General features: G+C 44.6%; 26 protein-coding genes. 17 read left to right on the forward strand and 9 right to left on the reverse strand.

Annotated elements, in window-relative coordinates; genetic code table 11:
- Nucleotides 1-11: 11 nt before the first annotated feature.
- Together QT990_RS15535 and QT990_RS15540 are read right to left on the reverse strand one after the other, a co-directional pair.
- Nucleotides 12-728 carry a Uma2 family endonuclease gene (locus tag QT990_RS15535; RefSeq protein ID WP_333465441.1) on the reverse strand — a complete coding sequence of 239 codons (717 nt, stop codon included), beginning with the start codon at nt 726-728 and terminating at the stop codon, nt 12-14.
- A 166-nt stretch (nt 729-894) separates the two neighbouring features.
- The gene (locus tag QT990_RS15540; RefSeq protein WP_333465442.1) at nt 895-4,077 is read right to left on the reverse strand and encodes a tetratricopeptide repeat protein; all 3,183 of its coding nucleotides are present in this window, start codon (nt 4,075-4,077) and stop codon (nt 895-897) included.
- 375 nt (nt 4,078-4,452) lie between these two features.
- On the opposite strand from QT990_RS15540, the gene QT990_RS15545 reads away from it, so the two are divergent.
- Entirely contained in the window at nt 4,453-4,722 is a 270-nt protein-coding gene (locus QT990_RS15545) for a hypothetical protein (RefSeq protein WP_333138636.1), read from the forward strand.
- Between the two features lie 190 nt (nt 4,723-4,912).
- A complete protein-coding gene (locus QT990_RS15550; RefSeq protein ID WP_333138634.1) occupies nt 4,913-5,617 on the forward strand; it encodes a hypothetical protein in 705 nt (234 codons plus the stop codon).
- A gap of 454 nt (nt 5,618-6,071) precedes the next feature.
- Here QT990_RS15550 and QT990_RS15555 read toward each other — a convergent pair whose 3' ends face one another.
- Both QT990_RS15555 and QT990_RS15560 read right to left on the reverse strand, forming a co-directional pair.
- Nucleotides 6,072-6,518 (reverse strand): NADAR family protein, encoded by a 447-nt coding sequence (locus QT990_RS15555; RefSeq protein ID WP_333138632.1) that lies wholly within the window; start codon nt 6,516-6,518, stop codon nt 6,072-6,074.
- A gap of 48 nt (nt 6,519-6,566) precedes the next feature.
- Complete coding sequence (locus tag QT990_RS15560) at nt 6,567-6,968, reverse strand: hypothetical protein (RefSeq protein ID WP_333138630.1); 402 nt, start codon at nt 6,966-6,968, stop codon at nt 6,567-6,569.
- A 433-nt stretch (nt 6,969-7,401) separates the two neighbouring features.
- Between QT990_RS15560 and QT990_RS15565 the strand changes: the two genes are divergently transcribed.
- The 8 genes from QT990_RS15565 (at nt 7,402) to QT990_RS15600 (ending at nt 13,833) form a co-directional block, all read left to right on the forward strand.
- Nucleotides 7,402-8,481, forward strand: coding sequence for a dipeptide epimerase (locus QT990_RS15565; RefSeq protein WP_333138628.1), 1,080 nt, complete (start codon nt 7,402-7,404; stop codon nt 8,479-8,481).
- Nucleotides 8,482-8,512: 31 nt separating this feature from the next.
- Nucleotides 8,513-9,295 carry a Uma2 family endonuclease gene (locus QT990_RS15570; protein WP_333465443.1) on the forward strand — a complete coding sequence of 261 codons (783 nt, stop codon included), beginning with the start codon at nt 8,513-8,515 and terminating at the stop codon, nt 9,293-9,295.
- A 73-nt stretch (nt 9,296-9,368) separates the two neighbouring features.
- A complete protein-coding gene (locus QT990_RS15575) occupies nt 9,369-10,418 on the forward strand; it encodes a DUF1611 domain-containing protein (protein WP_333138624.1) in 1,050 nt (349 codons plus the stop codon).
- A gap of 43 nt (nt 10,419-10,461) precedes the next feature.
- On the forward strand, nt 10,462-11,103 hold the full coding sequence (locus tag QT990_RS15580; RefSeq protein WP_333138622.1) for a type I restriction endonuclease: 642 nt from the start codon (nt 10,462-10,464) through the stop codon (nt 11,101-11,103).
- A 9-nt stretch (nt 11,104-11,112) separates the two neighbouring features.
- Entirely contained in the window at nt 11,113-11,628 is a 516-nt protein-coding gene (locus QT990_RS15585) for a cupin domain-containing protein (protein ID WP_333138620.1), read from the forward strand.
- Complete coding sequence (locus tag QT990_RS15590) at nt 11,625-12,095, forward strand: GNAT family N-acetyltransferase (RefSeq protein ID WP_333309125.1); 471 nt, start codon at nt 11,625-11,627, stop codon at nt 12,093-12,095. The genes QT990_RS15585 and QT990_RS15590 overlap by 4 nt, the downstream gene beginning before the upstream one ends.
- Nucleotides 12,096-13,144: 1,049 nt before the next feature.
- Entirely contained in the window at nt 13,145-13,432 is a 288-nt protein-coding gene (locus QT990_RS15595) for an NfeD family protein (protein WP_333101688.1), read from the forward strand.
- A gap of 113 nt (nt 13,433-13,545) precedes the next feature.
- Nucleotides 13,546-13,833: an NfeD family protein gene (locus tag QT990_RS15600; protein ID WP_333138613.1), complete on the forward strand. Its 288-nt coding sequence runs from the start codon at nt 13,546-13,548 to the stop codon at nt 13,831-13,833.
- 174 nt (nt 13,834-14,007) lie between these two features.
- On the opposite strand, the gene QT990_RS15605 is transcribed toward QT990_RS15600, so the two are convergent.
- Nucleotides 14,008-15,138, reverse strand: coding sequence for an Rpn family recombination-promoting nuclease/putative transposase (locus tag QT990_RS15605; RefSeq protein WP_333138611.1), 1,131 nt, complete (start codon nt 15,136-15,138; stop codon nt 14,008-14,010).
- A 149-nt stretch (nt 15,139-15,287) separates the two neighbouring features.
- On the opposite strand from QT990_RS15605, the gene QT990_RS15610 reads away from it, so the two are divergent.
- Nucleotides 15,288-15,662, forward strand: a complete 375-nt coding sequence (locus QT990_RS15610) for a type II toxin-antitoxin system RelE/ParE family toxin (protein ID WP_333138609.1) — start codon at nt 15,288-15,290, stop codon at nt 15,660-15,662.
- Nucleotides 15,659-15,985, forward strand: a complete 327-nt coding sequence (locus QT990_RS15615) for an XRE family transcriptional regulator (RefSeq protein ID WP_333138608.1) — start codon at nt 15,659-15,661, stop codon at nt 15,983-15,985. The genes QT990_RS15610 and QT990_RS15615 overlap by 4 nt, the downstream gene beginning before the upstream one ends.
- A gap of 56 nt (nt 15,986-16,041) precedes the next feature.
- On the opposite strand, the gene QT990_RS15620 is transcribed toward QT990_RS15615, so the two are convergent.
- Entirely contained in the window at nt 16,042-16,212 is a 171-nt protein-coding gene (locus QT990_RS15620; RefSeq protein ID WP_333197377.1) for a hypothetical protein, read from the reverse strand.
- Nucleotides 16,213-16,361: 149 nt separating this feature from the next.
- Between QT990_RS15620 and QT990_RS15625 the strand changes: the two genes are divergently transcribed.
- The 3 genes from QT990_RS15625 (at nt 16,362) to QT990_RS15635 (ending at nt 20,627) form a co-directional block, all read left to right on the forward strand.
- Entirely contained in the window at nt 16,362-18,710 is a 2,349-nt protein-coding gene (locus QT990_RS15625; protein ID WP_333138604.1) for an NACHT domain-containing protein, read from the forward strand.
- 112 nt (nt 18,711-18,822) lie between these two features.
- Complete coding sequence (gene glyQ, locus QT990_RS15630) at nt 18,823-19,701, forward strand: glycine--tRNA ligase subunit alpha (RefSeq protein WP_242720870.1); 879 nt, start codon at nt 18,823-18,825, stop codon at nt 19,699-19,701.
- Between the two features lie 158 nt (nt 19,702-19,859).
- Nucleotides 19,860-20,627 carry an ATP-binding cassette domain-containing protein gene (locus QT990_RS15635; protein WP_333138603.1) on the forward strand — a complete coding sequence of 256 codons (768 nt, stop codon included), beginning with the start codon at nt 19,860-19,862 and terminating at the stop codon, nt 20,625-20,627.
- Between the two features lie 258 nt (nt 20,628-20,885).
- On the opposite strand, the gene QT990_RS15640 is transcribed toward QT990_RS15635, so the two are convergent.
- Both QT990_RS15640 and QT990_RS15645 read right to left on the reverse strand, forming a co-directional pair.
- A complete protein-coding gene (locus QT990_RS15640) occupies nt 20,886-22,157 on the reverse strand; it encodes an MFS transporter (protein ID WP_333138601.1) in 1,272 nt (423 codons plus the stop codon).
- Nucleotides 22,158-22,274: 117 nt separating this feature from the next.
- Nucleotides 22,275-22,451 (reverse strand): ribbon-helix-helix protein, CopG family, encoded by a 177-nt coding sequence (locus QT990_RS15645; RefSeq protein ID WP_333138599.1) that lies wholly within the window; start codon nt 22,449-22,451, stop codon nt 22,275-22,277.
- Between the two features lie 34 nt (nt 22,452-22,485).
- On the opposite strand from QT990_RS15645, the gene QT990_RS15650 reads away from it, so the two are divergent.
- The gene (locus QT990_RS15650) at nt 22,486-23,610 is read left to right on the forward strand and encodes an RNA-guided endonuclease TnpB family protein (RefSeq protein WP_333465444.1); all 1,125 of its coding nucleotides are present in this window, start codon (nt 22,486-22,488) and stop codon (nt 23,608-23,610) included.
- A gap of 326 nt (nt 23,611-23,936) precedes the next feature.
- On the opposite strand, the gene QT990_RS15655 is transcribed toward QT990_RS15650, so the two are convergent.
- The gene (locus QT990_RS15655) at nt 23,937-24,449 is read right to left on the reverse strand and encodes a DUF2808 domain-containing protein (RefSeq protein WP_333138593.1); all 513 of its coding nucleotides are present in this window, start codon (nt 24,447-24,449) and stop codon (nt 23,937-23,939) included.
- 583 nt (nt 24,450-25,032) lie between these two features.
- Here QT990_RS15655 and QT990_RS15660 point away from each other — a divergent pair.
- The gene (locus QT990_RS15660; protein WP_333101701.1) at nt 25,033-26,181 is read left to right on the forward strand and encodes a Re/Si-specific NAD(P)(+) transhydrogenase subunit alpha; all 1,149 of its coding nucleotides are present in this window, start codon (nt 25,033-25,035) and stop codon (nt 26,179-26,181) included.
- Nucleotides 26,182-26,294: the final 113 nt, after the last annotated feature.

Below are 26,294 nucleotides of genomic sequence, written 5' to 3' on the forward strand. Positions count from 1 at the left end.
GTCTTTTTTGTTCAAATTTCGTCGGGATTGATGCCCATTTCTCGCAATTTCTCGGATAGGCGATCGGCTTTTTGCTGTGCTAACTCTTTATCTTGCCGTTCTTGTTCCATTTGTTGCTGTGTTAGTTCCATTTGTCGCTGTGCTGATTCCTGTTGTCTTGACAACTCCACATAAGACAAAAACTTCTGTCCATCAGGCCGATAAATTTCCAAGTCTCCCGATGCAGTTTGAAAACGTATCTGCAAACGCGGACTCACCCAACCATCCATTAATTCAATATAGTTGAGTTTTCCATCAGAACGCAGCCAACCAATTAATTCATTATCCTCTGGACTGTAGACATAATATTCTTCGACTCCATAATCCTGGTAGAAATTAAACAGCTTAAACAGTGCTCCGATTCGATTTCCCGGCGAGAGGATTTCAAAGACAACTTGCGGGGCGATATTATCTTCAAGCCACTGTTGGTAGGAACCTCTGTAACCTTTCGGTCTGCCAAACACTACCATCGTATCAGGTGCTTGGCGAGTTTTGTTATCTCCTTCCACGGGATACCACAGCAAATCACCTGCTACAAAGACATTTTCGTTGTCTTTGAATAAGGCATCTATTCCACCTTGAATTTTTACTATTAATTGGAACTGTTTGGTATTGTCAGACATTGGTTTTCCGTCGCTGTCTGGGTAGATGATTTCTGGCAAAGTTTGAGTGGTAATTGTTGTTGTCATGGGGATGACTCCATTGCTAGTAGCATCAATTTCTATTTTATACCTATTTTATAGGACTTACGCAGGGGGCCCAGAAACCGGGTTTTTCACGAAAAGACTTCGTTGCAATCGGCAGATTAGGTAAAAAACCCGGTTTCTTTGTCGGAGTGCGTAAGTCCTGTTTTACTTATTCTGGTTTTGTTGACACCAATGGTTCTAATAAATTGCGTTCTTCTATGGGAAGTTCTAGCAAAACTCGTCTGTCGCCCTTGGTTTCCTTATAGCGGACAGCCGCATTCAGCAGGCGGATGGGAATTTTGAATTGTTCGTAGTTGCTGGTTGGTTCTTGCCACAATTCTAACCAAGTGCGTGCGGCTTTGTCGCTGACCATTTCTGACATTAGCGCGGGGATATTTCCCACAATTCCCTGTCCTAAAACTGAGAGATATTCGTGTTTTTCATAAAGTGTAATCAGGCTAGCGATGCGAGTCTGACTTAGGGCTGCATAGTTGCTGGAGAATAGGGTGCCGATCATTAAATCGCCATCTTCGGGAATAGCTTCGTAGTTTAATTCAAGGTGTTGGAATGCGTCGTCTAAAGTAAGGTGTTGGAATGCGTCGTCTAAGGTGGCGATACCTTCATCCCAACGATTTAATCCTAGAATGGCAATGGCGCGATTGAAGAAGACAGGTACACCTTCCTTACCAAGTTTGATCGCTTTATCGCAAGATGCTAAAACTTCTTCATAGCGGCCGAGTTTGCCTAGCACCCAGCCTCGGGTAAACCCAGCCCACTCATAATTGCTGTCAAGTTCGAGCGCTTTATTACAAGATATTAAAGCTTCTTCATAGCGGCCGAGTTTGCCTAGCAAGCAGCCTCGGTCAGACCAAAGCTGCGGATCATTGACATCAAGCTCAATCGCCCGATCTAATGATGCTAAACCTTGTTCATAGCGGCCGAGTTTCTCTAGCAAGCAGCCTCGGTGAGACCAAGAATACGGATCATTGACATCAAGCTCGATCGCCCGATCTAAGGATGCTAAACCTTGTTCATAGCGTTTGAGTTTGTAGAGTACATAACCTCGATTAGCCCAAGCCAAATTATCATTAGGGTCAAGTTCGATCGTCCCATCAAAGGATTCTAAAGCTTCTTCATAGCGTTTGAGTTTGTAGAGTACATAACCTCGATTAGCCCAAGCCCACTTATCATTAGGGTCAAGTTTGATCGCCTGATCGAAAGATGCTAAGGCTTCATCGTAGCGTTTGAGGTTGTTGAGTACAATACCTCGGTTAGTCCAAGCCAACTGATAATTAGGGTCTAGTTCGATCGCTTTGTCATAGGATACTAAGGCTTCTTCATAACGTTCGAGGTTGTGGAGTACAATGGCTCTGTTAACCCAAGCCAACTGATAATTAGGGTCAAGCTCGATCGCTTTGTCATAGGATACTAAGGCTTCTTCATAACGTTCGAGGTTGTCGAGTACAATGGCTCGGTTAACCCAAGTCGGCTGATAATTTAGGTCAAGCTCGATCGCTTTGTCGTAGGATACTAAGGCTTCTTCATAGCGTTCGAGGTTGTTGTTGAGTACATCGCCTCGCCAATGCCAAGCTAACTTATTATTGTCGTCAATTTCGATCGCCCGATCGTAAGATACTAAGGCTTCTTCATAGCGTTCGAGGTTTTTGAGTACATAACCTCGGATACGCCACGATGAAGCATTATTCGGATCAATTTTAATAGCTTTATCTAAAGATTCTACAGCTTCATCATAACGTTCTAAGTCGTCCAGTACATCACCTCGGATACGCCAAGCCCTGCCATCATAGGAGTCCTTTTCAATAGCCTTATCTAAACATTCCAAAGCTTCCTCGTGGTGTTTAAGCCTATTTAAGCAGCGTCCCTTTTCTACCCAATCCTTTGCCTCACCGCGACTTTCTACCAACTTTTCCGCATATTCTAAAGCAGAAACATCATCTTTTTGTTCGCGACAATATTCAATTTCATCAAAATAAGCCTTCAGACGCGGGTCTTCCTCATTTCTCTCAATAGCCTCAAGCGCCCGCGTATAATATTCTCGTTCCATCACAGCATCAGGTGAAATCGGTTTCAAACCTTGCCGATACATAAAATGACTTTCTTTCTCCGCCAAATCAACATCCGCCATCCTCAATCCCAATCGCTGCTGCAATTCTTTCCGCGTATACCAAACCCGAATAAAATCCACAATTAATCGAATCGGTTCATTTCGCTGCTTCTTTACCTCCAGACAAAAACGCATCAATGGTTCCCGCAATTCATACCAAGACTCCCGTCCAATTTCCTCAGTTTTGACATAACCCTTATTTCGCAAATCTTTAAGTTGGCTAGATACAGTTCGCTGCTCAATGAAACAGCGTTTAGCAATTTGTTTTACTGGTGCAGCACCACCTCGATCGCACAAAAAGTCAACAATCTTTCGCTGCTGATTTGATAGATATTTCATCCGATCCTGATAGTAGGGCGTGAGGCTATCCAGCATTTCCATGAACGGTTCTACCAATTTATCGAGCGATTCAGGAGTCATCAGAAAAGCTGAAAAAACAATGTAGACGCGAGGACTTCCACCAGAAAGGTAATGCACAACTTTAATGCGATCGCGCCCTGTTGGACTTTGAATAAAAGATGCTAAATCACTATTCCCTTCTAACTTGGCAATATGATTTAATAAAGCTACAGCATCATCGACATTAAACTCATCTAATTCATGTAAATCAAAAAAATCATAAAAAGGATTATTAGAGAGTTTGACTCCCTCAAACAAGCTTTGTGATGTTGCCAAAATAGTCAAAAAAGAATAATTTTGAATGTACGCCCTCAACTGCTTCTGCCCAAAATCCCCCAAGCCGCTAAACACGTCCTCTAAATTTTCGACAATCAACAACAGCACCCGCTTGCCAACAAAGTCTCTCAGCAATTCTGCCGCCTTAAATTCAGCTTGCTCCGGCGACAAATCATAAAGCTTTTCAACATCATCATGTAACTCAGCTTTATATTCTGCCTCATATTCTTTAGCAATTGCCCGGAATATTCCCCGCAATAAATCCAAAAAAGATGCAATCCCCCATTCTTCTTCCTGCAGCCACGCAATTAGCAATTTATCCCGCCAATCTTCCATCTTAGCAACGCGATGATAAATCAGGGAAACCAAGTGCGTTTTGCCAATGCCGCGCGGCCCTATTAGTAGTTGAAAATGCTTGTTATCTGTTAGCGCGCTCACCCGAATTAGCTCGACTAAATGTTCTGCCAGTGCGTGACGCTGTACTAAGATAGCTTCCAGGGTTTCTGGGGCCATCAAGCTAGGAGTAAATCGAGAGATAAATGTATTTTTCATAATATCTATTGGGTTTAACTGGTTCCCAGGCACAGCCGGGGAAGCGATATCTAGAGGCTCTGCCTCGTCGGTTGCGGAGGAAAACAGGAAGCAGAGCCTCCTGATCAGCTTCCCCAGGCAGAGCCGGGAAGGAGAAAATCCTTGTTAGACAAGGCTTTGAGAAGTTATACGTTTAATTTACCATAAGTTTAAAAAAAATACGTTATTTCTATTGTATATTTTTTAAAGCAGTGTTAGACTGCCCTTAACAAGCAAACAAGCGCCCCTAGCTGTTACTAGAGACGCTTTCGATCGCTTATCAGTTTTTGGGAGCCACTGGCTGCAACCAGTAGCACTCTCATGTTGTGTATGGTCTATATAGACCAAGGATTTCTCATGACTAATTATAACAGCGAACAGCTCAATCTGTTCACCCAGCCGATCGCAGTTACGGTGGAACTTGGTTGCACTGTTAAACGTGCCGCCCAAATAGTAGACCGCTCACCAAACTCAATCTACTACCAACTCAGGAAAAATAAACCGTATCTACGGAAGGGTGATACAGGTACATGGCAAATTGACTCGACAGGCAAAAAAGATGGCTCAATTCTTGTGAATGTTGCCATCATTTATTCTCCAACAGATAAGAATTGGAGACTTGCTTGAGCTCAAATCTCAAGGCTGCGTTAGTCCAAAGCTTAACGCAGCCTTCTGCCTCTTCGGTTGCTCAGGAAAACAGCAAGCAGAGCCTCCAAATCTGCGTCCCCAGGCAGAGCCAGGGAACAAGAAAAAATCTGAAAAATATTCCTTAAGACTTGTTACAATACACAAAACTTCATACTTTCCCCAACACTGGATGACCTTTTTCAACGCCTCCGAACCCCTAATCCGCTGCAAACAGGAACATCTCGACGTACAAGACATCGAAGGCCTGTTGCAACTCCGCTGGCAAATTGGAAATATTACTCTTTTCTCAGGATTTTATACCCGCATCGACCAAACTTTTCTGCTTTGGGGTTTGGTGACAGGGGGGATTTTTTTCACCGCTCAGTTTTTCCCCATCAGTTGGAGCTTTCAGGCGATTTTGTGGTCAACTTTGACTTTAGTTGGCACTGCGGTAATGGCTGTTTTGACTTTGTTTTGGGTAAGAGTCGAGCGAGTTAGCTGGATTCTTTACTCTTGGGCGATTTTGATGATAACTGGTTTGGTTTTGACCGATTGCAGTATTTTTGCCGGTTGGGCAGGTTTGTTGCTGCACCTTTGCGATTTGTGGTTGGGGTTGAGCGCGATCGGCTATTTGTTGACGGGACTCGGTTTGCGATCGCGCACTTTTATCCTCAGCGGACTAACTCATCTATTTAGCATCGGATTATTGCCCTTTGTCGCACCTTGGCAGTATTTGACAACGGGAATTGTTCTGGCAGGCAGTCTAATTTTGCTGTCAGAATGGCAGTGGGATATGCAATCGTCGATCGACAATACTTTGCTAAGCGCAGAACAGAAAGAATTTAACAAAATTCAACAGCAACTGCGACAGAGTGGCGCGATGGTATCCAAATAAATCACAAATGTAAAGAATTCTGTAGCACTGCTGACACTTTCCACAAATCGTACACAATAGTAAAGATACAGCATAAATAAAAAACAAACTTTAACCAGAACAGGTGTTTTGCTGTTTTACCTGTGAATCGCCAACTTTAGGGGAACGGTGTCCGGGAGGCGACTGGCTAACAATGCTGTACTTCCAACCATAAAAGTTAATTCCGGTTGAGAGTAGTTGTTAAAACAAAAAAAGTGGTGCAGGGTTTTTACCGTTTCCCCTGCTTCGCAGTCTCTGAGGAGAGGCTAAACCCTCTACTAGAACAGCCCGACGAGATTGACACAAGTTTTGACAGTTGCTCATGCCGATTTTTAAGTTCAGTGTTTAAGAAAATTGAGGAAATGCTCGCTGACGAGCATTGCAGGACTTAGGATTAAATAAGTCCTGCTTTAGTTTGGGAAATTTAAGTTCTGTTTTACTCTGACGTGCGTTTTCGCAATATTTCCCTTACTTCCATTAAAATCTGGCCCAACATATTTTTGCCGCTGCCATCTTTACCGCAACCCCAATAGTAATCAACCGGGGAATTTTCGACTATTTCCTCATCCGCAGTAGCTAGTAAAATTTCTCTAATTTCGGAATGAGTTTCAAATTTTCGGAGTACGGCTTTTCTCATGATATCATCTTTTACTTTTTCCCAATCTTTGCGGAGGGGACGAGAGCGATCGCGCCCCATTTTTGCGGCATCTTTCGGCGTTTTTGCTTGGCGAATTTGGTCACAATGAGCCGTTTGGGGAAACTTTTGTGCTTGAAAATAATGCTCAGTAGTTGGCCAATATTCTCCGTCTAACTCGAATCCATGAGTGGAAAAATTAGAAAAACAGCCGTATTCGCTGCCAGTGGTGTAGAAGTAGATAGGCATAAAGTCTGCGATTTCTATTTCGTTAATAATCTTGGTTGATCGTCAGTTTTACCTCTCTCGATTATCCACTATCTTCAACCGCAAATCAATAGTTTCAAGATGGGAACCGATGTAAGACAGCAGGGCGTAAATGAATACGATCACCCCTACCCTTTCCATAATTTCCTCAACAGAAGTCATCAAACCGTACATCAAGTTTCGCTGACCTACCGCATCTGCATAATAGCCAGTAACCATTTCCATGCCAAGTGCTCCACCGACATATATACTGCCTGCCAGTAAAAAACAATCCCTTGTTTTCCGGGGTAGGTGCAGGAGAAACTTGAGATAAGCCAGCCCAGTAACCACCACAAAAAGCGCCCCCGGAATTACCCAAATGAAGTAAAAAAATCCTCCTAAATGCAGTGCTTTTCCCAAATCGTTAATAATTAATATTTCGTGCAGACTCAAGATTTCATGTCAACAAAAAAATCCAAACATGAACCCCAGCGCTTTCCATTGCCCAAAATAGCGATCGCCCTGCTTCTTCTTAGCCGTAGCAATAATACCTAGCCAAATCGCGCAAAACAGCAAAGTAAATGACGAGTACCACGAAGGATAATTTATTTATCTGTCTAATTTAAATCAACTAATCCAGCGTTCTTAATAGTTAAAAACGTAGCGCAGAACTTGTATGATGCAACCAGCAACAGCAAAGAATAGAACCCAAATGCTGAGAGAGAAAGCAACTCTCTTCGGCGAAACAGAAATAAGGAATTTCCTCAACTTTTTGATAAACTAGAACAAGCAAAATCAAACTCTAAAGTAAAAAGTTAAAAATGGCAATAGCGGCGCAATCCGCCACCTCTGATTTTTATCTATAAAAAATTACCAATCACTGACAATGCACCTTCAAATTGAAACCTTCACTGTCCGCAAGCGGTTTGCCCTTACCATCAGCCGCGGTACAACAGCCCAAAGTACCAATTTATGGGTAAAATTAGCACACGAAGGCATCGAAGGCTGGGGAGAAGCTTCGCCGTTTTCCACAGGTTCTCGACCCCAAACTACCGAAATTCTGCTAGCCGCATTGCAGGAAGTTGCACCGCTGCTAGAAAAGTTTACTCCGTGCGATCGCCAAAAAATCGAACAAGTATTAACAGAGGTCAACTTACCCTCAGCCGCCCGCGCCGGCATCGACATGGCAATGCACGACTGGCTGGGCAAAAAAGCCGGCTTGCCCCTGTGGAAAATGTGGGGATTAGATCGATCGCGCATCGTGCCCACCTCCGTCACAATCGGCATTAATTCGCCGAGGAGTGCAAGAGAAAGAGTGCGCGATTGGTTTGGTAAAGATGCGACAGATCCAGCAAGCATCAAATACCGCGCCGTTAAGATTAAATTAGGAAATCCCGAAGGAATCGAAGCCGACAAAGCTATGTTAATAGCAGTGCTAGACGAAGCACCAGTTAACATTCAAATCAGTGTAGATGCTAACGGTGGTTGGAGTTTAAAAGATGCAATAGAGATGTGTCACTGGCTGGAAAAATACCAGATAAATTATGTTGAACAGCCACTTTCACCCGTCGCAGATATGGAGGAATTCTCAGAACTGTACCGTCAATCGCCCCTACAAATTTTTGCTGATGAAAGTTGCTTTAATAGTGCCGATATACCCAAGTTAGCGCACTGCGTCCACGGCATCAATATCAAAATGATGAAGTCAGGGGGATTGACTGAAGCAATGCGGATGATTCACACAGCAAAAGCCTGCAATTTGCAAGTAATGTTCGGCTGCTATTCAGATAGCGCGATCGCAAATACAGCAGCAGCACAACTTTCACCGCTAGCTGACTATTTGGATTTGGACAGTCACTTAAATTTATTAGACGATCCTTTCACAGGTGCGATCGTCGAAAATGGGTGTTTGCTGCCAAACGGGCGATCGGGATTGGGAGTGCGACGAATTGAGATTGTAGAATAGAAGTATCGCTCAAAACAAATCTGGAGATAGTATGATACCAGTAGAATCAATAGGAGAGCAAATTAATAGAGAAGCCAAGCTTTTCTTTGAAGAACACCAGCCGCCGACTGATTTAATTTTTGATGATGGTGCAGAAATGGAAAGCAACCGCCACCGTATAGCAATGACCGTTTTAATCCGTTCCGTAGAACAAGGTTTAGCTAACCGGAACGATTTTTTTGTCGGTGGCAATATGTTTATTTATTACAGCGCTAAACAGATTCGGAATCAGGATTTCCGAGGCCCGGATTTTTTCGCTGTGTTGGGTGTTGACAGCAATCCTTCCCGACAAGGCTGGGTAGTTTGGGAAGAAAACGGACGTTACCCGGATGTCATTGTGGAACTGCTGTCGCCGTCAACGGCAAATCAGGACACAGGCAAAAAAAAGGATATTTACGAGCAGGTTTTTAGAACTCCTGATTACTTTGTTTTCGATCCTTTCGAGCCGAATTCTTTGCAAGGATGGCGTTTAGATGTCACCCTGCGTTATCAGCCGTTAGTGCCCAACGAGCGGGGTTGGCTGTGGTGCGAAACCCTAGGTTTTTGGTTGGGCACTTGGGAAGGAATTGTCGATCGAGAAACAGCGACTTGGGTGCGTTTTTTCGATGAATCTGGCAATTTAGTTTTGTTGCCAGAGGAAGCCGCTCAACAGCAAGCCGAAGCCGCTCAACAGCAAGCGGAACAGGAACGCCAGCGAGCCTCGCGACTAGAGGCCAGATTGCGAGAATTGGGAGAAGATCCGAGTGATCTTACCCTGAACCCAAATCACAGCTAACACCTAATCGATTTTAGATTTTAGATTTTAGATTGAAGCTAAAATCTAAAATCCCCCTCTTGAAAGTGAATCAATGACTAAAAACTATCCGATCAAAAATGGTAAAGTTGCAATCCTGCTGCACGAGGGTATTCTTGGTTATTCCGGCAAAACAGGTTTAGCATTTTTGCGCTACAGCGAAGCACAAATTGTAGCAGTAATAGACCGCCAATGTGCAGGACAATCTTTGGCTGAATTAACGGGCATTCCTCAACAAGTACCGATAGTTGCGTCCGTTGCAGAAGCACTGAAATTTGCGCCGGATATTCTGCTAATTGGTATCGCTCCTTCCGGCGGTGTTTTGCCTGCAGAATGGCTGCCAGAAATTAATCAAGCGGTAGCAGCGGGTTTGTCAGTTGTCAATGGTTTGCACGCGAAACTTGCACCTTTGGTAACAGTTCCTTTAACCGAAAATCAATGGATTTGGGACGTGCGTCAGGAACCGAAATCTGTGGGTGCGATCGCCTCTGCTGCCGCAGCTAAATTAAGTTGTCGCCGCGTATTAACTGTCGGCACAGATATGAGCGTTGGCAAAATGTCAACCAGTCTGGAACTCAATCGCACTTGCTTGCGGCGGGGTTGGCGTTCCAAATTTTTAGCAACGGGACAAACTGGTTTAATGATTGGAAATGAAGGCCTTCCTTTGGATGCAGTGCGAGTTGATTTTGCGGCTGGTGCTGTCGAAGAAATGGTGATTAAATTGGGTTCTGAGTGCGATATTCTGCACGTAGAAGGGCAAGGTTCGCTATTGCATCCGGGTTCGACGGCGACTCTGCCGCTGCTGCGGGGTTCGCAGCCAACTCACTTAATTTTAGCGCACCGAGCCGGACAAACTAGCATTCGCAATCACCCGCACGTATCGATTCCCAGGTTATCAAAAGTGGTTGAATTGTACGAAATGTTAGCTGCTGCTGCGGGTGCTTTTGCAGGGGGAAAAGTGAGCGCGATCGCCCTCAACACTCATCACTTAAATGAGGCAAATGCGCTGTTAGCAATAGCTGAAGTTCAAGCAGAAACGGGATTGCCTTGTACCGATCCGGTAAGGTTTGGCGCGGAGGTTTTGTGGGAGGCGATCGACAGTTGATATGCTACAATTAACACCAACCAGCAAATAGCTACATAAAACTATGACACAAAGCATTCAAGCAAAAACACTGACACTGCTAGATGTCGAAACAAAATTTAATTTTCAACTTTGTGAAGATGAGCAATTCTTCCGGGAGTGGATTGACGATTTACCGGAAATTAGCGATGACAAAAAGCGAGCGCTCGACAACGTAAAAGCAGGTTATATCAACAGTGTCAAGTACGCGATGCTGGAAGATACCGTAAAAATGGTGGTACTGGCTCCCTTGCTATTTTTAGCAGATTTCTACTTGACTCCGTTTCATATAGAGGCAGAAAAATCAGTAGAACTGACTATTGAAGATGAAGATACAATTGTCAGGGGTAGCATCGATGTCCTGCTATTGCTGAAATCTTTTTGGGTAGTTGCGATCGAAGCCAAACGCTCTCAATATTCCGTTGAAGCTGGGCTTCCTCAGTTACTATTTTATATGCTGAATGACCCCAGCCCAGAACCAGTAACATTTGGGCTTCTGACAAATGGCAGCAGCTTTCGATTTATCAAAGTGACCAAACAAGGCACACCGCAGTATGCCGTGTCTAAACTTTTCGATATTGGGAGTCCAGGAAACGAACTTTACGAAGTCTTTCGCATTTTGAAGCAGCTAGCTGGTATAATTTCCAGTAACACCTCTTATACTTAAATACATAATATGGAACTAGATTCTGAAAGTAACAATAAATTCACTAAAGCTCACTTTGACTTTAACAATTTGCCCCAACTCACCAACCCTTGGCGACAGCTAAATCTACAAGGAGTAGCTTTAGGTTTGATTCGCTTGCCTGCTGGCGATGGCTACACATTTACTCACAGCCACGCAGAACAAGAAGAAGTTTATATTGTAGTTGAAGGCAAAGGCCTGATGGTTGTAGATGGGGAACTATTGACACTTGAGGGCGGCGATATTGTGAGAGTTTCTCCCGCAGCAAAGAGAGCATTAAAAGCTGCTGAAAATACAGCCTTGTTTGTTATCTGTACTGGAGGATTGGCTGCAGGTTATCCCAAGCAGCCCAACGCGCGCTATCTGATAGATGATGGAATTCCCGATTATGACGATGTTCCGCCTTGGTATAAGGGAAATCCCGAAATTGCCGAGAGAAATGTGCGGTTAAAAGAAAGGATGTTGAAAGCTCAATCCAAACGAGACAGTCAACAGGAATCACAATGAATGAAAGTTCTTTTTCGTTGCCGCCACAATGCGTTATCCGCCCGGCCTGTGCTCAAGACATCAAATCAATTAGAATCTTAGTGTGGAGCGCCAGACTCGATCCAACTCAGTTGCGCTGGGAGCAATTCTGGGTCATCCAATGCGAGGGAAAATTGGCAGCTTGCGGACAGTTGCGGAAATTTGCGGGGGCGCAAGAATTGGGCAGTTTGGTGGTGGCGAAAAATTGGCGCGATCGAGGTTTGGGAAGTTACCTCACAAAATATTTAATTCAACAAGCTACAGAACCGCTATATTTAGAATGTTTGGGAAAGCGACTCGCATCATTTTATACTCGCTTTGGCTTCGTAGAAGTTTCCGTACAAGAATTGCCACAGTCGCTTAAATTAAAGTTCGCTTTGTCTCAATTAGCTAAAACTTTATTCAAAATTCCTGTAACAATTATGCAGTATCCAGCAGGTTGTCTATAAGTATGACTTTTATGAATTTAAGATTCTGAATTTATGAATGGATTTTAAGTTCGACCTGTTCAATAATTGGATAACAGGGTGCGATCGACCTGCATCGATCAAAAACTCCTACCGCCTCCTGATATCTGCGTAACTCTCGATCGCCTATTAGACCTCTTGCAAAAATAATTAGGACGGGCTCTCCGGCCCATCCCACAAGAGTTATTTTTTCTTGGGAGATGGGCCGGAGAGCCCGTCCCATCAATTGATGAAAAGGATTTTTGCAAGAGGTCTATTGTCTAGGCCTAAATAGGTAGGTACACCTCAATATCGCATGGGGAGGGCGGGTGAGTTGCCAAGTTTACTTGCTTATATCATAGATCCGCTTACGGGCCCCTAATGGCGCACTGGGTGTCAGAAACCGGGTTTTTAGGGGTTTGGTGCGTCAGTTACGGACTAGATATGTATGGATATTCCGGATTGGGCGATCGAGACTGCGTAAGCTCATAATTCACTGTTGGCGGTAGTCCAGTTGGCTAAATTGGCACAGCCAGCAGCCTGATAGGTAGGCAGAAACCTCTGCAAAATCGTTGTTTGCAGGTTTCTCAGTGTCATGTGCCAGTACCAGACTCGGAAAGTGGACTGGCGATCGCCCCAAAGATATTGGACTCCTGGCAAATTAGTAAGTGTAAAGCAAGTGAGTCACAACCCAATCAAAACATAAAACCCAAAAATAAAACATTTTCACAGCAGCAGTAATGCGGAATCAGCCAATCTCTAATGTAGCTAACAACATCTACCCTTAAGGTAAATCCCACCAACTGCTCAACCACTAAATCCTTAATTCAATACCTCGGAATTACGGGATTTAGACTCCCCGCAACCGCTTCTCAAATCCCCTCAACATTTCAAAAATTCTTTGCCTTTTATCCTGATAAAACCACGGAAGGCAAGAACAATGAAATATCAAGGCAATCAATCAATCTTAACCGAGGAAATGCAGCCTCTCAAATAGCATAAACCGACAATTACACATCCCCATATATTTTAACACAACAGGAGTAAATATCATGTTCAACGTAGTAAAAGCTTTCGGCTCGATTTTCTCTACCCAAGGATACAGCACAGCTAACAATATGCTTATCAAAAATTACGTCAACACCAATTTTAACTACTTCAACGAAGAAGCTGTCGTCGATGAATCGATTTACCCGAATCAAACAGGTCGCGTCCGCTTTCAAGGTAGCTGGTGGCCCGCACGGTGCGATCGCCAAATCACCCTCACACCGGGAGACACGGTTTATGTCATCGGCGTTGACAACATCACTCTGTTAGTTTCCCTCGCTCCGGCAGACTAAATCAGAGCATGAGAGACCTGGTAATCAATTTCAACCAGGAAATGCTACTTTTCAAAGAGCCTCAAATAGGCCATAAAACTTCGATATATTTTAACACAAAAGGAGTCAACAAAATGTTTAACGTAGTAAAAGCTTTCGGTTCTATTTTTTCTCTTCACACCTACAGCACAGAAAAGAATATCTTAATGGATAACTACATCAACACCAATTTCCACTACTTCAACGAAGAAGCAGTAGTTGATGAATCGATTTACCCGAATCAAACAGGTCGCGTCCGCTTCCAAGGTAGCTGGTGGCCCGCACGGTGCGATCGCCAAATCACCCTCACACCGGGAGACACGGTTTATGTCATCGGCGTTGACAACATCACTCTGTTAGTTTCCCTCGCTCCTGCAAACTAAACTAGAAAGTAATCTCAACTTTTTCACTGTCTGAGCCCCGACTTATTCAAGAAGTCGGGGTTCTGACTATTCTGTTTTTTTGTGGCTATTTGGCGATCGCTTCCACTCAACATCTGACGCAAGACAGCAATATCTGCCTCAGTTTATTTGCCAGTAGAAATATGGCCGATCGCGCTACAATAAAATGGCATTTTTGAGAGCTTGTTTGTTGAGGCGATCGCCGAGTTGAGATTCGCTACTTTCTCGGGTGACTGCTGCTTTTTCTGATGCCTTAGCGATCGGTAGTGGTTCGAGCAGTTGGGCTTGAGCTTCCTGAATTGAAGGGTAATTTTCAGCCCAGGATGAAATCGCTTCTGAAAGGACATCGATATCATCGGATAAGGGTTCAATTAGCTGCGCTAGTTCGGTTAATTGTTCGACCCCGAAGAGCGATCGCTGCTGAGTTAATAGTTCGATAAACGAGTCGATATTTTGTTCGGGGAGTGACATCGATTCCCGTTGGATTTTGTTAATTGTTTGGCGAACAAATTCGAGAGACAAATCTAATAATTGCGCGATCGTCTCTAAATTTATCCCCAACCCTATCGTGCGACGAATGGCTTCTAACTTCGCCTGCCGCTCACCTTGTTCGAGTCCTTCTTCTAAACCTTCTTGCTTGACTTCCTGGTAAAATCGAGTTTGTCTGAGTTCGCTTAAATTCAACATGGCGGCAATTTCCTCGCGGCTTTTCTGGGGGAGTTTGTAGACGATAATTGTTTCGATGAGGTTAATTAAATCGCGTTGAACGGTGGGATCGGATATCTGTTGTCGGGCCATTGCGATCGACTGGCGTGCTTGTTCTGCTGCTGTCTCTGCTGGCTCGATTACCAGTTTAACAACTTTGACTCCCAGCGATCGATCTGCGGCTTCTGGCAATTCATCGAGGTAAATCCGTTGGACGCGCTGACTCGTTAAGAGTTCCTGAAATTGCAGCATCTGTTCGTGTTCGATGCGGCGATTGGGATAGATGACAACCACGCGCCAAGGATTGAGGGGTTTGTATTGTCGCAGATAGAGAAAGAGTTCGCCAAAGATGCGGTAGTACAAGTCGGCATCGGGTTGAAACTGAACTTCAGCCAAGTAAAATGGTTTTTCAGGTTCTTCGGTTTTGGGGAGAAATAAGCCATCGATGCGGAATGCGAGTTGTTTGATTTCGCGGGAGGTGAATTCATAGGCGGTGGCTTCGTCTGGGGAACGATCTATCAGTTCAAAGAAGAAGCGGGGAAATTCCTGAAACAGGCTGTAGAAAATGGTGTCTGTTTTCATGAGTTGTCGATGCGAATCGAAGATGGGTACTATACCATGCCGAGAGAGAACTATGACACAAGAACCCATTATGGGAGAAATCGATTTTTAGGCAGGGCAACATTTTATGCTATTGTCAAACTTGATTTTTACAGGAAATTTGGTATAAAATGGTCGATAACAAAGATACTATAGAAGTGCCTTTACGACCTCTTGTTTGGATGGGAGACTCTCGCAAAAATATCCGCGAGTTTCCTGAAGAGGTACAAAAAGCGGTAGGTTATGCGCTACAACTGGTGCAAGCTGGGGAAACACCTTTGTCAGCCAAGCCCTTTAAAGGGGTGGAAAGCGGTGTGTATGAAATCGTCAAACGTTACGATACGGATACTTACAGGGCGGTTTATGCTCTCAAGATTGGTGACAAAATCTATGTGTTGCACGCTTTTCAGAAGAAATCAAAGCAAGGGATTAAAACCCCACAGGCTGATGTTGACTTAATTAAAAAACGCTATCAAGACGCACTAGCGAGGGAGGAACAATTATGACAGAAGAAACCATTTTTGAAGAAAGCAGCGGTAATGTATTTGCTGACCTTGGATTGGCAGATGCTGACGAACTTTTGGCGCGGGGTAAAATCGGAATTCAGGTACTTCGTCTGTTGAAACAGCGCAACTTGGAACAGCGTGAAATGAGCGAGTTACTGGGCATTCCACAACCAGAAGTCTCTCATTTAATGGAGGGAGAGTTTCAACGGTTCAGCGAGGGAAAACTACTGCTTTTCCTCAAGCGACTCGATACGGAAATTACTTTACATCTTCGCCCTCGTAATAAGGGAAATCAATCTGCTGAAATTGCGATCTCGCTATAGGACTTTGGGGAACCGATCGCCCTGTTGAATTTTTTCGCAAAGGCGATCGGGGACTTCTAGCTTTTATCTATTTCACTCTCCTCATCTTTCTGCAACGCAGCCAAGATTTGAAAGCACAGCCGAAGCAGAAAGAGCAGAAATCCTGCTTGGGGATTGAGCCAGGTGGCAACACCCACTACAGTAAACTCGATTACTTTGAGCCATTTTTTCTTATTTGAACTCTTCATGTTGGTCATCTTTGTTGAAACTCTCAACAATCTGCCAAATGCAAGATAGGAGGCTGGTTTTAGATACGATCGCCTACCGCTCAGGTTATGTACAAGTTTGTCCAAGTTACGATCGCGTCGCTATAATTGGAGAAACCTGAAACCACTACATGACAGAACGTACCGGGCGATCTCTGAGGTTATCGCCAACTCAACTGAAAAACGCGGACAGCGCATTAGCAAAATTTGGTAGCAAATCCGATTTGGCTGCTGAATTAAAGATGTCGCGTACTACCATCCACAAATTTTTCAAAGGTGAAGCTGTTCAGCGCAAGCAGTTTCTTTGCATCTGCAAAAAGCTCAAACTGAAATGGGAACCCGACGCTGAACAGGTTCAGGAGAAAGGTAAACCACCGAATTCACTGTCAAATCTGCCTGCCGAGAGCGTCAAAGATCCTGTTGATGCGTTGGTTCAGCAGGTACGATCGCGCCTCCACGATGACATCCAACCCTTGCACGGCAGAATGCCGCTTTGGGGTGTCGATCGTTGCGTGCCGTTGAGTGACTTGTTTGTGGATGTCAATATTCTGGAGGAACTCAGTAGTAGTCGTAGATCGGAATTGGATGACTTGTGGCAGGACTTTAGCCAAAATCGCAGCTACCGCAGTTTCGATCGCATTGGTTTGGGCAAAAAGCTAAAACGGGTATCAGGTTTAAAGGTGCTGGCAAAGAATGCGAACCTGATGGTAGTGGGCAAACCGGGTTCGGGAAAGACCACGTATTTGCAGCGAGTGGTGATGGAGTGCAACGCAGGTAATTTACAAGCGCACCGCATTCCGGTTTTGATTAAACTGCGAGATTTTGTCGAGGATGGGGGTGAGGTTGCCTACTCGCTAGAGCGTTATCTAGAAGGGTGCTGGCGGTTATCGGATGCCGAAACTCAATTGGCGTTAGATCGAGGTCGGGCGCTGGTGCTGCTGGATGGGTTGGATGAAGTGACGGGAGAAGATGGGAAGAGCATCGCCAAGGAAATCAAGCGGTTTGCTCGCACTTATCCGCAGGTGCAGGTAATTGTGACCTGTCGAACGCAGAGTCAGGAATCACAGTTTGAGCGATTTGATTATGTGGAAGTAGCTGATTTTAATGAGTCGCAGGTGCGATCGTTTTCAGAACATTGGTATAAGGCGGTGATGCGGGATGAGTCGGGGGGACTGGCAAAAGCGAAGGAGTTTTTAGAACAACTATTTTTAGAGGCAAATAAGCCGATTCGGGACTTGGCAATTACGCCGATTTTGCTGAGTTTGACTTGTGCAGTGTTTCACCCGACGGGGAAGTTTCACTCGAAGCGTTCTAAGCTTTATGAAGAAGGGTTGAAGTTATTGCTGGAGCAATGGGATAAGGATCGGGCGATCGATCGGGATGAAATTTATCGTGATTTGTTGCTAGAGCGGAAGCTGGAGTTATTGAGCTTTCTAGCAGTGAAGAAGTTTGAGCAAGAGCAATATGTGTTGTTTGAGCAGGCGGAAATTGAGAGATATATTGCGGAGTTTTTGGGAATTGGGCAGCGGGATAGTCGATCGGTGTTGAGGGCGATGGAAGCGCAGCATGGATTGTTGATTGAGCGATCGCAACAAATATGGTCATTTTCGCACTTGACATTTCAAGAATTTCTTGTAGCAAAATGGTTCATTCAGCATCAAGATTTGCAGCAACTCATTTGTTATATGTATCAAGGACATTGGAAGGAGGTATTCCCACTAATCGTAAGTATGTTATCAGCTTCTGATTCAGAAAAGTTATTGACATTGCTCCAAGATCGTATTAATGATTTAATTAAACATAATAAGCAGCTTCAAAAATTCTTGCTTTGGGCACAAAATAAAACTGATTCTCTCCGAGATGCCCGATATAAACCAGCAGCCATACGGTCATTTTATATTTATTTTGCAGAGATTCATTTTAATTGTATTCAATATTTTCTTCATCCTGCTATTAGGGATATTCTTGCCTATAAAATCGATCCTAATTTTAGGCAAGATGTAGCTGATAGTTACAAACGCCACAATACCGCTCCTAGCGAATTTGTCTTTAGTCTGTCAAATGACATTGCAATTGATATTGCTTTTGCTCTTCTTTTTGATGCCGATGTTCTATTAACTTGGGCTATCAGGTATATGCAACAAGCTATAGTTGAGCTTGAAACCCCTCCTCAGTTAAAACTCGTTCTACAGTCTCTTATAGATGATATTTTACTTGCTCTAGTTACCTCACCTACAGAGTGGAAAAGATGTAGAAGTATAATGCGCTCTATCATGATTAAGTATCGTAACATTGGACAACATAAAAGATTTACTAATTCTCAGCAAAGTCTGTTTGACAAGTATTATAATGCCAATGTATTGTTGTGGAATTGCTTGCATTCAAGTAATTGCAGCTTCGCAATTAGGCAACAAATTGAAGACGCTCTACTATTACCGATCACGGAAATCGAAAAACGCAAACTGGAAAAAGCAGAGTAGGGCAATTCGCTATAAATCCTGTCTTATCTAATTTCGGCAGGGTTTATTTCAATAAACCGTGCCTTGAGTATGCTTAAATAATCTTAGACACTCGCTAACCATATTTAAACCAGTGAACTTTCAATCAGTCATTGCCACCTTAAACAAATTCTGGAGCGATCGCGGTTGCCTGATCGCCCAATCCTACGACACAGAAAAAGGTGCAGGAACCATGAATCCCCACACCTTTCTCAGAGCAATTGGCCCCGAACCTTGGTCAGTCGCCTACATAGAACCCTGTCGCCGCCCCACCGACGGACGCTACGGCGAAAATCCCAACCGCTTCCAACATTACTATCAATATCAAGTTTTAATTAAACCCTCTCCTCCCAATATCCAAGACATCTATTTAGACTCCCTCAGAGCATTAGGAATTCGCCCAGAAGACCACGACATTCGTTTCGTAGAAGACAACTGGGAATCGCCCACCCTCGGAGCTTGGGGGGTCGGCTGGGAAGTCTGGCTCGATGGCATGGAAATCACCCAATTTACCTACTTTCAACAGTGCGGTAGCATTGACTGTCGCCCCGTCTCCATTGAAATTACCTACGGACTAGAACGCCTCGCAATGTATCTCCAAGAAGTCGATGCCATGACGAAAATTCAGTGGAAAGATGGCATCACTTACGGCGACGTTCACCTGCAAGGAGAAATAGAACAGTGTACTTATAACTTTGAAGCTTCCAATCCCGAATTGCTGTTTACTCTATTTGGACTGTACGAGCAAGAAGCAGAACAATTGACCAAAAAAGGATTGGTTTTGCCTAGTCTTGATTATGTGCTAAAATGTTCTCACACTTTCAATTTACTCGATGCTAGAGGTGTGATTTCGGTAACGGAAAGAACCCGCTACATCACCAAAATTCGCAATTTGGCCCGGCGAGTTGCTCAGCTTTATTTGGAACAGCGCGAAAAACTGGGTTTTCCTTTAGAAAAAGCTGTAAAAGTTTGAGTTTGAGTTGGATTGTGGGGCGGGCATCTTGCCTGCCTTAAGAAGGGGCAAGATGCCCGTTCCACAAAGAGTGAGTTGGATTGGGGAGTGGGCATCTTGCCTGCCTCAAGAACGGGCAAGATGCCCGTTCCACGAAAGCCATATTTTTAATTAATTAAATGCCTAATTATTCGGAAAATAATACAGAAACAAATCCTCAACTGCGAATTGATAATGTTAGTTTAAAAACACCGATCGCCTCAAGTCATTTGTTGGAAAATATATCATTTCAGGTACAGAAGGGATCTCGCGTGGCAATTGTTGGCCCTTCAGGTGCGGGGAAAACAACGCTGTTGCGGTTGCTAAATCGGCTCAGCAGTCCCACCAGCGGCTCGATTTATCTGGAAAATACAGAATATCGCCAAATACCTGCGATCGAACTCCGCAAACAAATCACCCTCATCCTGCAAGAATCCAAGCTTTTGGGAATGTCGGTGCGAGAAGCATTGGCTTATCCTTTGAAGCTGCGGGGCGTGACTTCATCAAACATTGCTGAGAGAATTAGCGGGGCGATCGAACAACTGCACATACCCCAAGAATGGCTCAATCGCAGCGAATTCCAGCTTTCCACAGGCCAAAAACAGCTCGTGGCGATCGCCCGCGGCATCATCCTACAACCAAAAATCTTGCTTTTAGACGAGCCAACATCTGCCCTAGACGCAGGAAAAGCCGCCCACCTTTTGCAAGTATTGATACAGCTAACAAACGGCCAAACCACAATTGTAATGGTAAACCATCAATTAGAATTAGCCGAGCAATTTAGCACGCGAATTCTGCATTTACAGCGCGGAAAGCTCATCGAAGACTTGCCCTCTCATCAAATAAATTGGGTGCAACTGCGGCAAAATTTAATCCAAGCAGAAGCAGAAGCTCAACAAGAATGGTGAACAAACTAAAAAACATTTTCTGCGACTAGATACGCGGTGGAAATCCCAGAACCTTCTTCTAAATTCGCTTGGTTTAACCTCTGGTTGCGTAATTAATTTGGATGTTTTAACCGCAGAGGGCGCAGAGGGCGCAGAGAAAGAGAAGAGAAGAGATAAAGAGAGAAGTTTACCAATTGTTGAGGATTGCTAGAGATACAGTCAGATATTAGCTTTGGGAATGTTGTTTAATGTTGGCATTTGTGCTTTTACGCTAAATTGTTACTGCGGAATTAAACCCATTTTTTGATAAAGTGGCCGGACGAAGTTTTTTAAAGCTGGCAACTGTTTGGTAAAAACTATCGAGCCTAAAACACAAATTATACCTCCAATGATGACTGTATTGGGAGCGCCGATATAATTTGCCAATCCGCCGCCAACTAAATTCCCAAACGGTGTCACTCCAAAAAATGCCATCGTGTATATGCTCATCACTCTTCCGCGTTTGTCATCTTCCACAATTGTTTGCAAAAATGTGTTTCCTCCTGCAAATTGCAAAATGAAACCAAACCCCACAAACAACATCATGATTAATGACAGCCATAAGACGCGAGACAAACCCAAACCTATCAGCCCGAATCCCATAATTGCTGGTGAAATCGCAATCCATTTGCCGATGCCAACTACACTTTTGCGCGAAATCAAATAAATCGCCCCCCCAAAGGCTCCGACTCCCGAAGCAGCCATCAAAAAGCCTAGGGCTTCTGGGCCGCCGTGCAGGATTTTGGTAGCAAAAATCGGGACTAAAACTGTGTGGGACATTCCCGCAAAACTGACTAATGCTAATAGCAGTAAAATTGCTCGAATCGGGGGAAATCCGAAGGCATAAACGAATCCTTCTTTTAATCTTTGTAAGGGTTTGGTATTAGTTGCTGCAATATTACGGGCTTTGATCTGCATCGCTAATAAGCCTGCAATTACAGCGATGTAGCTGAGTCCGTCAATGAGAAAGCAATAACTTGGGCCGACTGTAGCTATCAGCAAACCTGCAATTGCTGGGCCGATTAATCTGGCCCCGTTGAACATGGAAGCGTTGAGGGCGATCGCATTTGCTAAATCTTCTTTCTTTTCTACAAGTTCCGGCACAAAAGCTTGCCGTGCCGGCGCGTCAAACGCATTAATTGCGCCTTGAAAGAAACTCAGTACCAGGATCTGCCAAATGTTAACGACTCCTGTTAGCGCTAAAAATGCTAGCGCTAAGGATTGAACCATCGCTAATATTTGAGTGGCAATTATGACTCGGTGGCGGTTCCAGCGATCGATTAAAACTCCTGCAAAAGGCAGTAAAATTAATGTGGGGATTTGACTTGTAAATCCCACCACGCCCAGCATCCAAGGTGAATCGCTCAAATTGTAGACAAGCCAAACAGTAGCGACTTGCGTCATCCAACTGCCAATCAGTGAGAGGCCTTGTCCTGCAAAAAACAGGCGATAATTTCTCGATCGCAGCGCTGGAGGAAGTTCTATTGTTTTGATTTTTGCTAGTAGATTCATGCTGCAAGTACGGCCTTAGCAATCCTATTTGATTGGTAAACATTTTTTTGGGGTAGCGTCCCTGAGCCTACCCCTAATTAGCTAAGGGCAATCATCGGGGGACGGCCCCTAGACTCATTATGACCGAAAAATTGGGTTTAAAGCCTCGTCCTTCGCTTGACGGCTTTTTTTGAGCTTAAGGCTTCTAATGAGCTCCCTTAGAGCATCTGATTTCGATCTACCGCGTGATTCGCAGTAAGATTCTAGCTTCTCAAACTCTTCATCAGTCAGCCTAAGAAATACGCTCTTTTTCATGGCAAAGTATAGCTAGATGATCTACAATAATAGCATGAAAACATTGAAGTTTAAGCTATATCAAAGCAAGCGGAATAGACACCTCAAGCGAAGTATCAATGCTGCCGGGGTGATCTACAACCATTGCATTGCACTCCATAAACGGTACTACCGAATGTGGGGAAAGCATTTGAATTGTGCAAAACTTCAATCGCATATTGCCAAACAGAGAAAGCGTAAAGCGTTCTGGCAAACGGTCGGCTCTCAAGCTGTGCAGGATATCTGCCAACGAATTGAGAAAGCCTACCAACTGTTTTTTAAGCATCACAAGAAAGGAGTTAGACCGCCCGGATTCAAGAAAGTTCGCAGATACAAATCGTTCACTCTCAAGCAAGCTGGCTACAAATTCTTAGGCGGCAATCGAATTAAGATTGGGAATCGCGTTTATCAGTATTGGAATTCCAGAGAGATAGAGGGGACGGTCAAGACGTTAACCATTAAACGCACGACATTAGGAGAGCTATTTATGGTTGTGGTCGTTGACAGCGTTGAAGAACCTGAAACCAAAGTCGAGACGAGTAGAATCGCTGGCTTTGATTTCGGCTTGAAAACGTTTCTCACCTGCTCAGATGGAACAAAAATCGAATCACCGCAATTCCTGAAACAGTCCCTTAACGCTATTAAGAAAGCAAATCGTCAGCATTCCCAAAAACGGAAAGGCTCAGCGAACCGAGAAAGAGCAAGACTTAATCTAGTTCGCAAACATGAAGCCGTAGTGAATCGTCGCTCTGATTGGTTCTGGAAATTGGCTCACGAACTAACTGATAAGTTCGACGTGCTGTGCTTTGAGACGTTGAATCTAAAAGGAATGCAACGACTTTGGGGACGTAAAATCTCAGACATTGCATTCGGCGAATTTCTCCAAGTTCTCGAATGGGTTGCCAAGAAAAAAAATAAGCAGGTGATCTTCATTGATCAGTGGTATCCATCCTCGAAGACTTGCAATCATTGTGGACACGTCCTAAAAAAGTTGGATGTGAATACGAGAGAATGGCGATGTCCGTCCTGTCAGAACGTGAACGACAGAGACGAGAATGCAGCTAAGAATATTTGTGCGGTTGGGGCATCAACCGTTAAGTTAGGCGATGTTAGACAGGCTATGCCTGCAATCGCTGTCTGAGCTTAGAATCCCCCGTGATAAGAGCCGGGGGAGTATGTCAAGAATCATTGAGAATTGCGATATGAGCCGGAGGTTCTATTTTCACAACTGCCGAAAACTGAGATGTTGACCATTCTCAATAAGCTTTTTATGAACAGGCTTTCCGGCCTGTTCCACAAGAAAATTCACTCTTTGTGGAACAGGCCGAAAAGCCTGTTAAGCGAGAATGGTGCAAGATGTGAGGAAAACCAAGATTTGAGTAGAGTTAAATTTTTGCCCGTAGCAAAACGATCGCCACATTTAAATTTTTCTGTCGCGATCGCTTGACTAACGAGAAATTCCTTCCCTCAACTAATGCTCAACAGCCAAGTGCCGAGGTAACGCAGCAAGGGAACGTCGCCAGGGGTGCGGATGCGGACGTTGAAATGGTACATTCCGCCGGGAGATGGGTTTCTGACGTTGGAGAGTACAACCTCAACATTGTTGCCGGCGGCAATTGGTTCTTTGGGATAAATTTCTATGAATCGATTTTCTTTGTCCCAGATTACTTCTTGCAATTCTATTGTTTTGTCTTTGACGCGCACTTTAATGTCTTTTTGGTCAAATTCGCCTTTGTAGTAGTCGGGATAGGATATGTTGAGTTGGGCGATCGCCAAACTTACTTTTTTGGAAGGAATTCGCAGCCGATATCTATCGCCACTCATCCCGGCTGTACCGTAATCCAAGCGATAGTTTAATTGGTTGGCGCGATCGGGGCCGCCGAAAATCGTGAATCCTGGCATTGACTGGGCTAAACTGATGGCGGGTAATCCAGCCACCAAGCAACCTGTAACCGCTAGTGCTGAAAATAATCGTCGCATAACAACTCCTCTAATTAAACTCTTGGTGAACATTTAATATTGCTCGCCCGAAATTTGCGATCGTGCCTACAATATATCGAATCTCTCAGCAATTTGATGAGGGCGAGCCGATTTTAGATTTTAGATTTTAGATTTTAGATTTACTCCCGTCTGCTTTGAGAATGAATCTGGGGGCTGGTTAGAACCCGACGCTTTTCTGTGCCTCCATCCTAAGTCTCCGAAACGCTGAATCTGGGAACCTCCGAACAAATTGCTCGATCGTCAATTATTTTTTGCGTAATTTTTGCGTAATACTGATAACTGACATTCTAACTACAGAATTAGGCGACATAAAATTATATCATAATCGGTGGCCAACTTAACCATTTAGCGAATTTGAATGTATAAGATAAGTTAAAGATACGGGTCGAATTTGGGCGATCGGCTTTAGTATCAACGAGAGAAGTTTAGGGCAAGGGCTGCTTCAATGTAAAGCAAGGCATCGGGCGATTAAAAATCGCACTTCAAGAAACCTGCGGAGGCAGGTTTTGTCTGTGTAGGCGCGGCTTCAACCGCCCTGGGAAGGCTTAAATAAGGAGAGTTCATGAAATTAGCGATCGCAAAAGAAATAGCAGCAGGGGAACGCCGGGTGGCTTTAGTACCCGACGCTGTAGCCCGATTAGTCAAACAGGGCGTCGAAGTTTGGGTTGAAGCCGGTGCCGGCGCACAATCCTTTTTCTCGGATCTTGCTTACGAAGAAGCGGGAGCTCAGGTTGTCGCCGATACCGCTAGGCTGTGGGGCGAAGCCGATGTCGTAGTCAAAATCGGGGCCCTGCAAGAATCAGAAGTTCATCAACTCCGGGAAGGAGGCGTTTTCATCGGATTTTTGAATCCTCTGGGAGATCCAGCTTTAGTGCAGCGTTTAGCCGATCGCCAAGTAACGGCCTTCAGCATGGAAATGATCCCGCGCACCAGCCGCGCTCAAAGCATGGATGCACTGTCATCTCAGGGCAACGTTGCCGGTTACAAAGCGGTATTGATCGCAGCCGCCGCTTTGCCGAAATATTTTCCGATGCTGACAACGGCGGCGGGTACAATTCGCCCCGCGAAAGTATTGGTAATGGGTGTGGGCGTTGCTGGCTTACAGGCGATCGCCACGGCGCGTCGTTTGGGTGCGGTAGTCGAAGCCTTCGACATCCGCCCGGAAACAAAAGAACAAGTGCAAAGTTTGGGCGCTAAATTCCTTGATGTCGAACTCAAGGAAGAAACCGTCGCCGCCGGAGGTTATGCTAAAGAGCTATCAGAAGCGGCTAAAGAATACACCCGCCAAGTGCTCACCCAACACGTCAGCGCTTCCGATGCAGTGATTACAACCGCTCAAGTTCCCGGCAGAAAAGCACCTATTTTAGTTACTAGAGAAATGGTTTCTCAAATGAAGCCCGGATCTGTAATTGTTGACCTCGCGGGCGAACAAGGCGGCAATTGCGAATGCACGGAAGCGGGGAAAGATGTTGAATGGAACGGCGTTAATGTCATCGGCCCGATTAATGTGCCCTCGTCTATGCCTGTCCACGCTAGCGAAACTTACTCGAAGAATATCTCCTCTTTACTTCAGTTGATGGTGAAAGATAAGGAACTCAATTTGAATTTTGAAGACGATATCATTGCTGGTGCTTGTGTTGCCCGCGACGGTGAAATTAGCAATCAGCGAGTTCGGGATGCTTTGGCAGCTCAGGCTTCAGCCGTCAGTTAGATTCTGTCGTTATGAGGCAAAGTCCGGCAGTCCGATAGTCCGGCAGTCCGATAGTCCGATAGTCCGGCAAGGGTTGAAACCCCTGCCTCAAAGCTCAAGTCCTCTGAAGAGGA

Source organism: Microcoleus sp. T3_B1 (assembly GCF_036700445.1).
Classification (GTDB): Bacteria; Cyanobacteriota; Cyanobacteriia; order Cyanobacteriales; family Microcoleaceae; genus Microcoleus.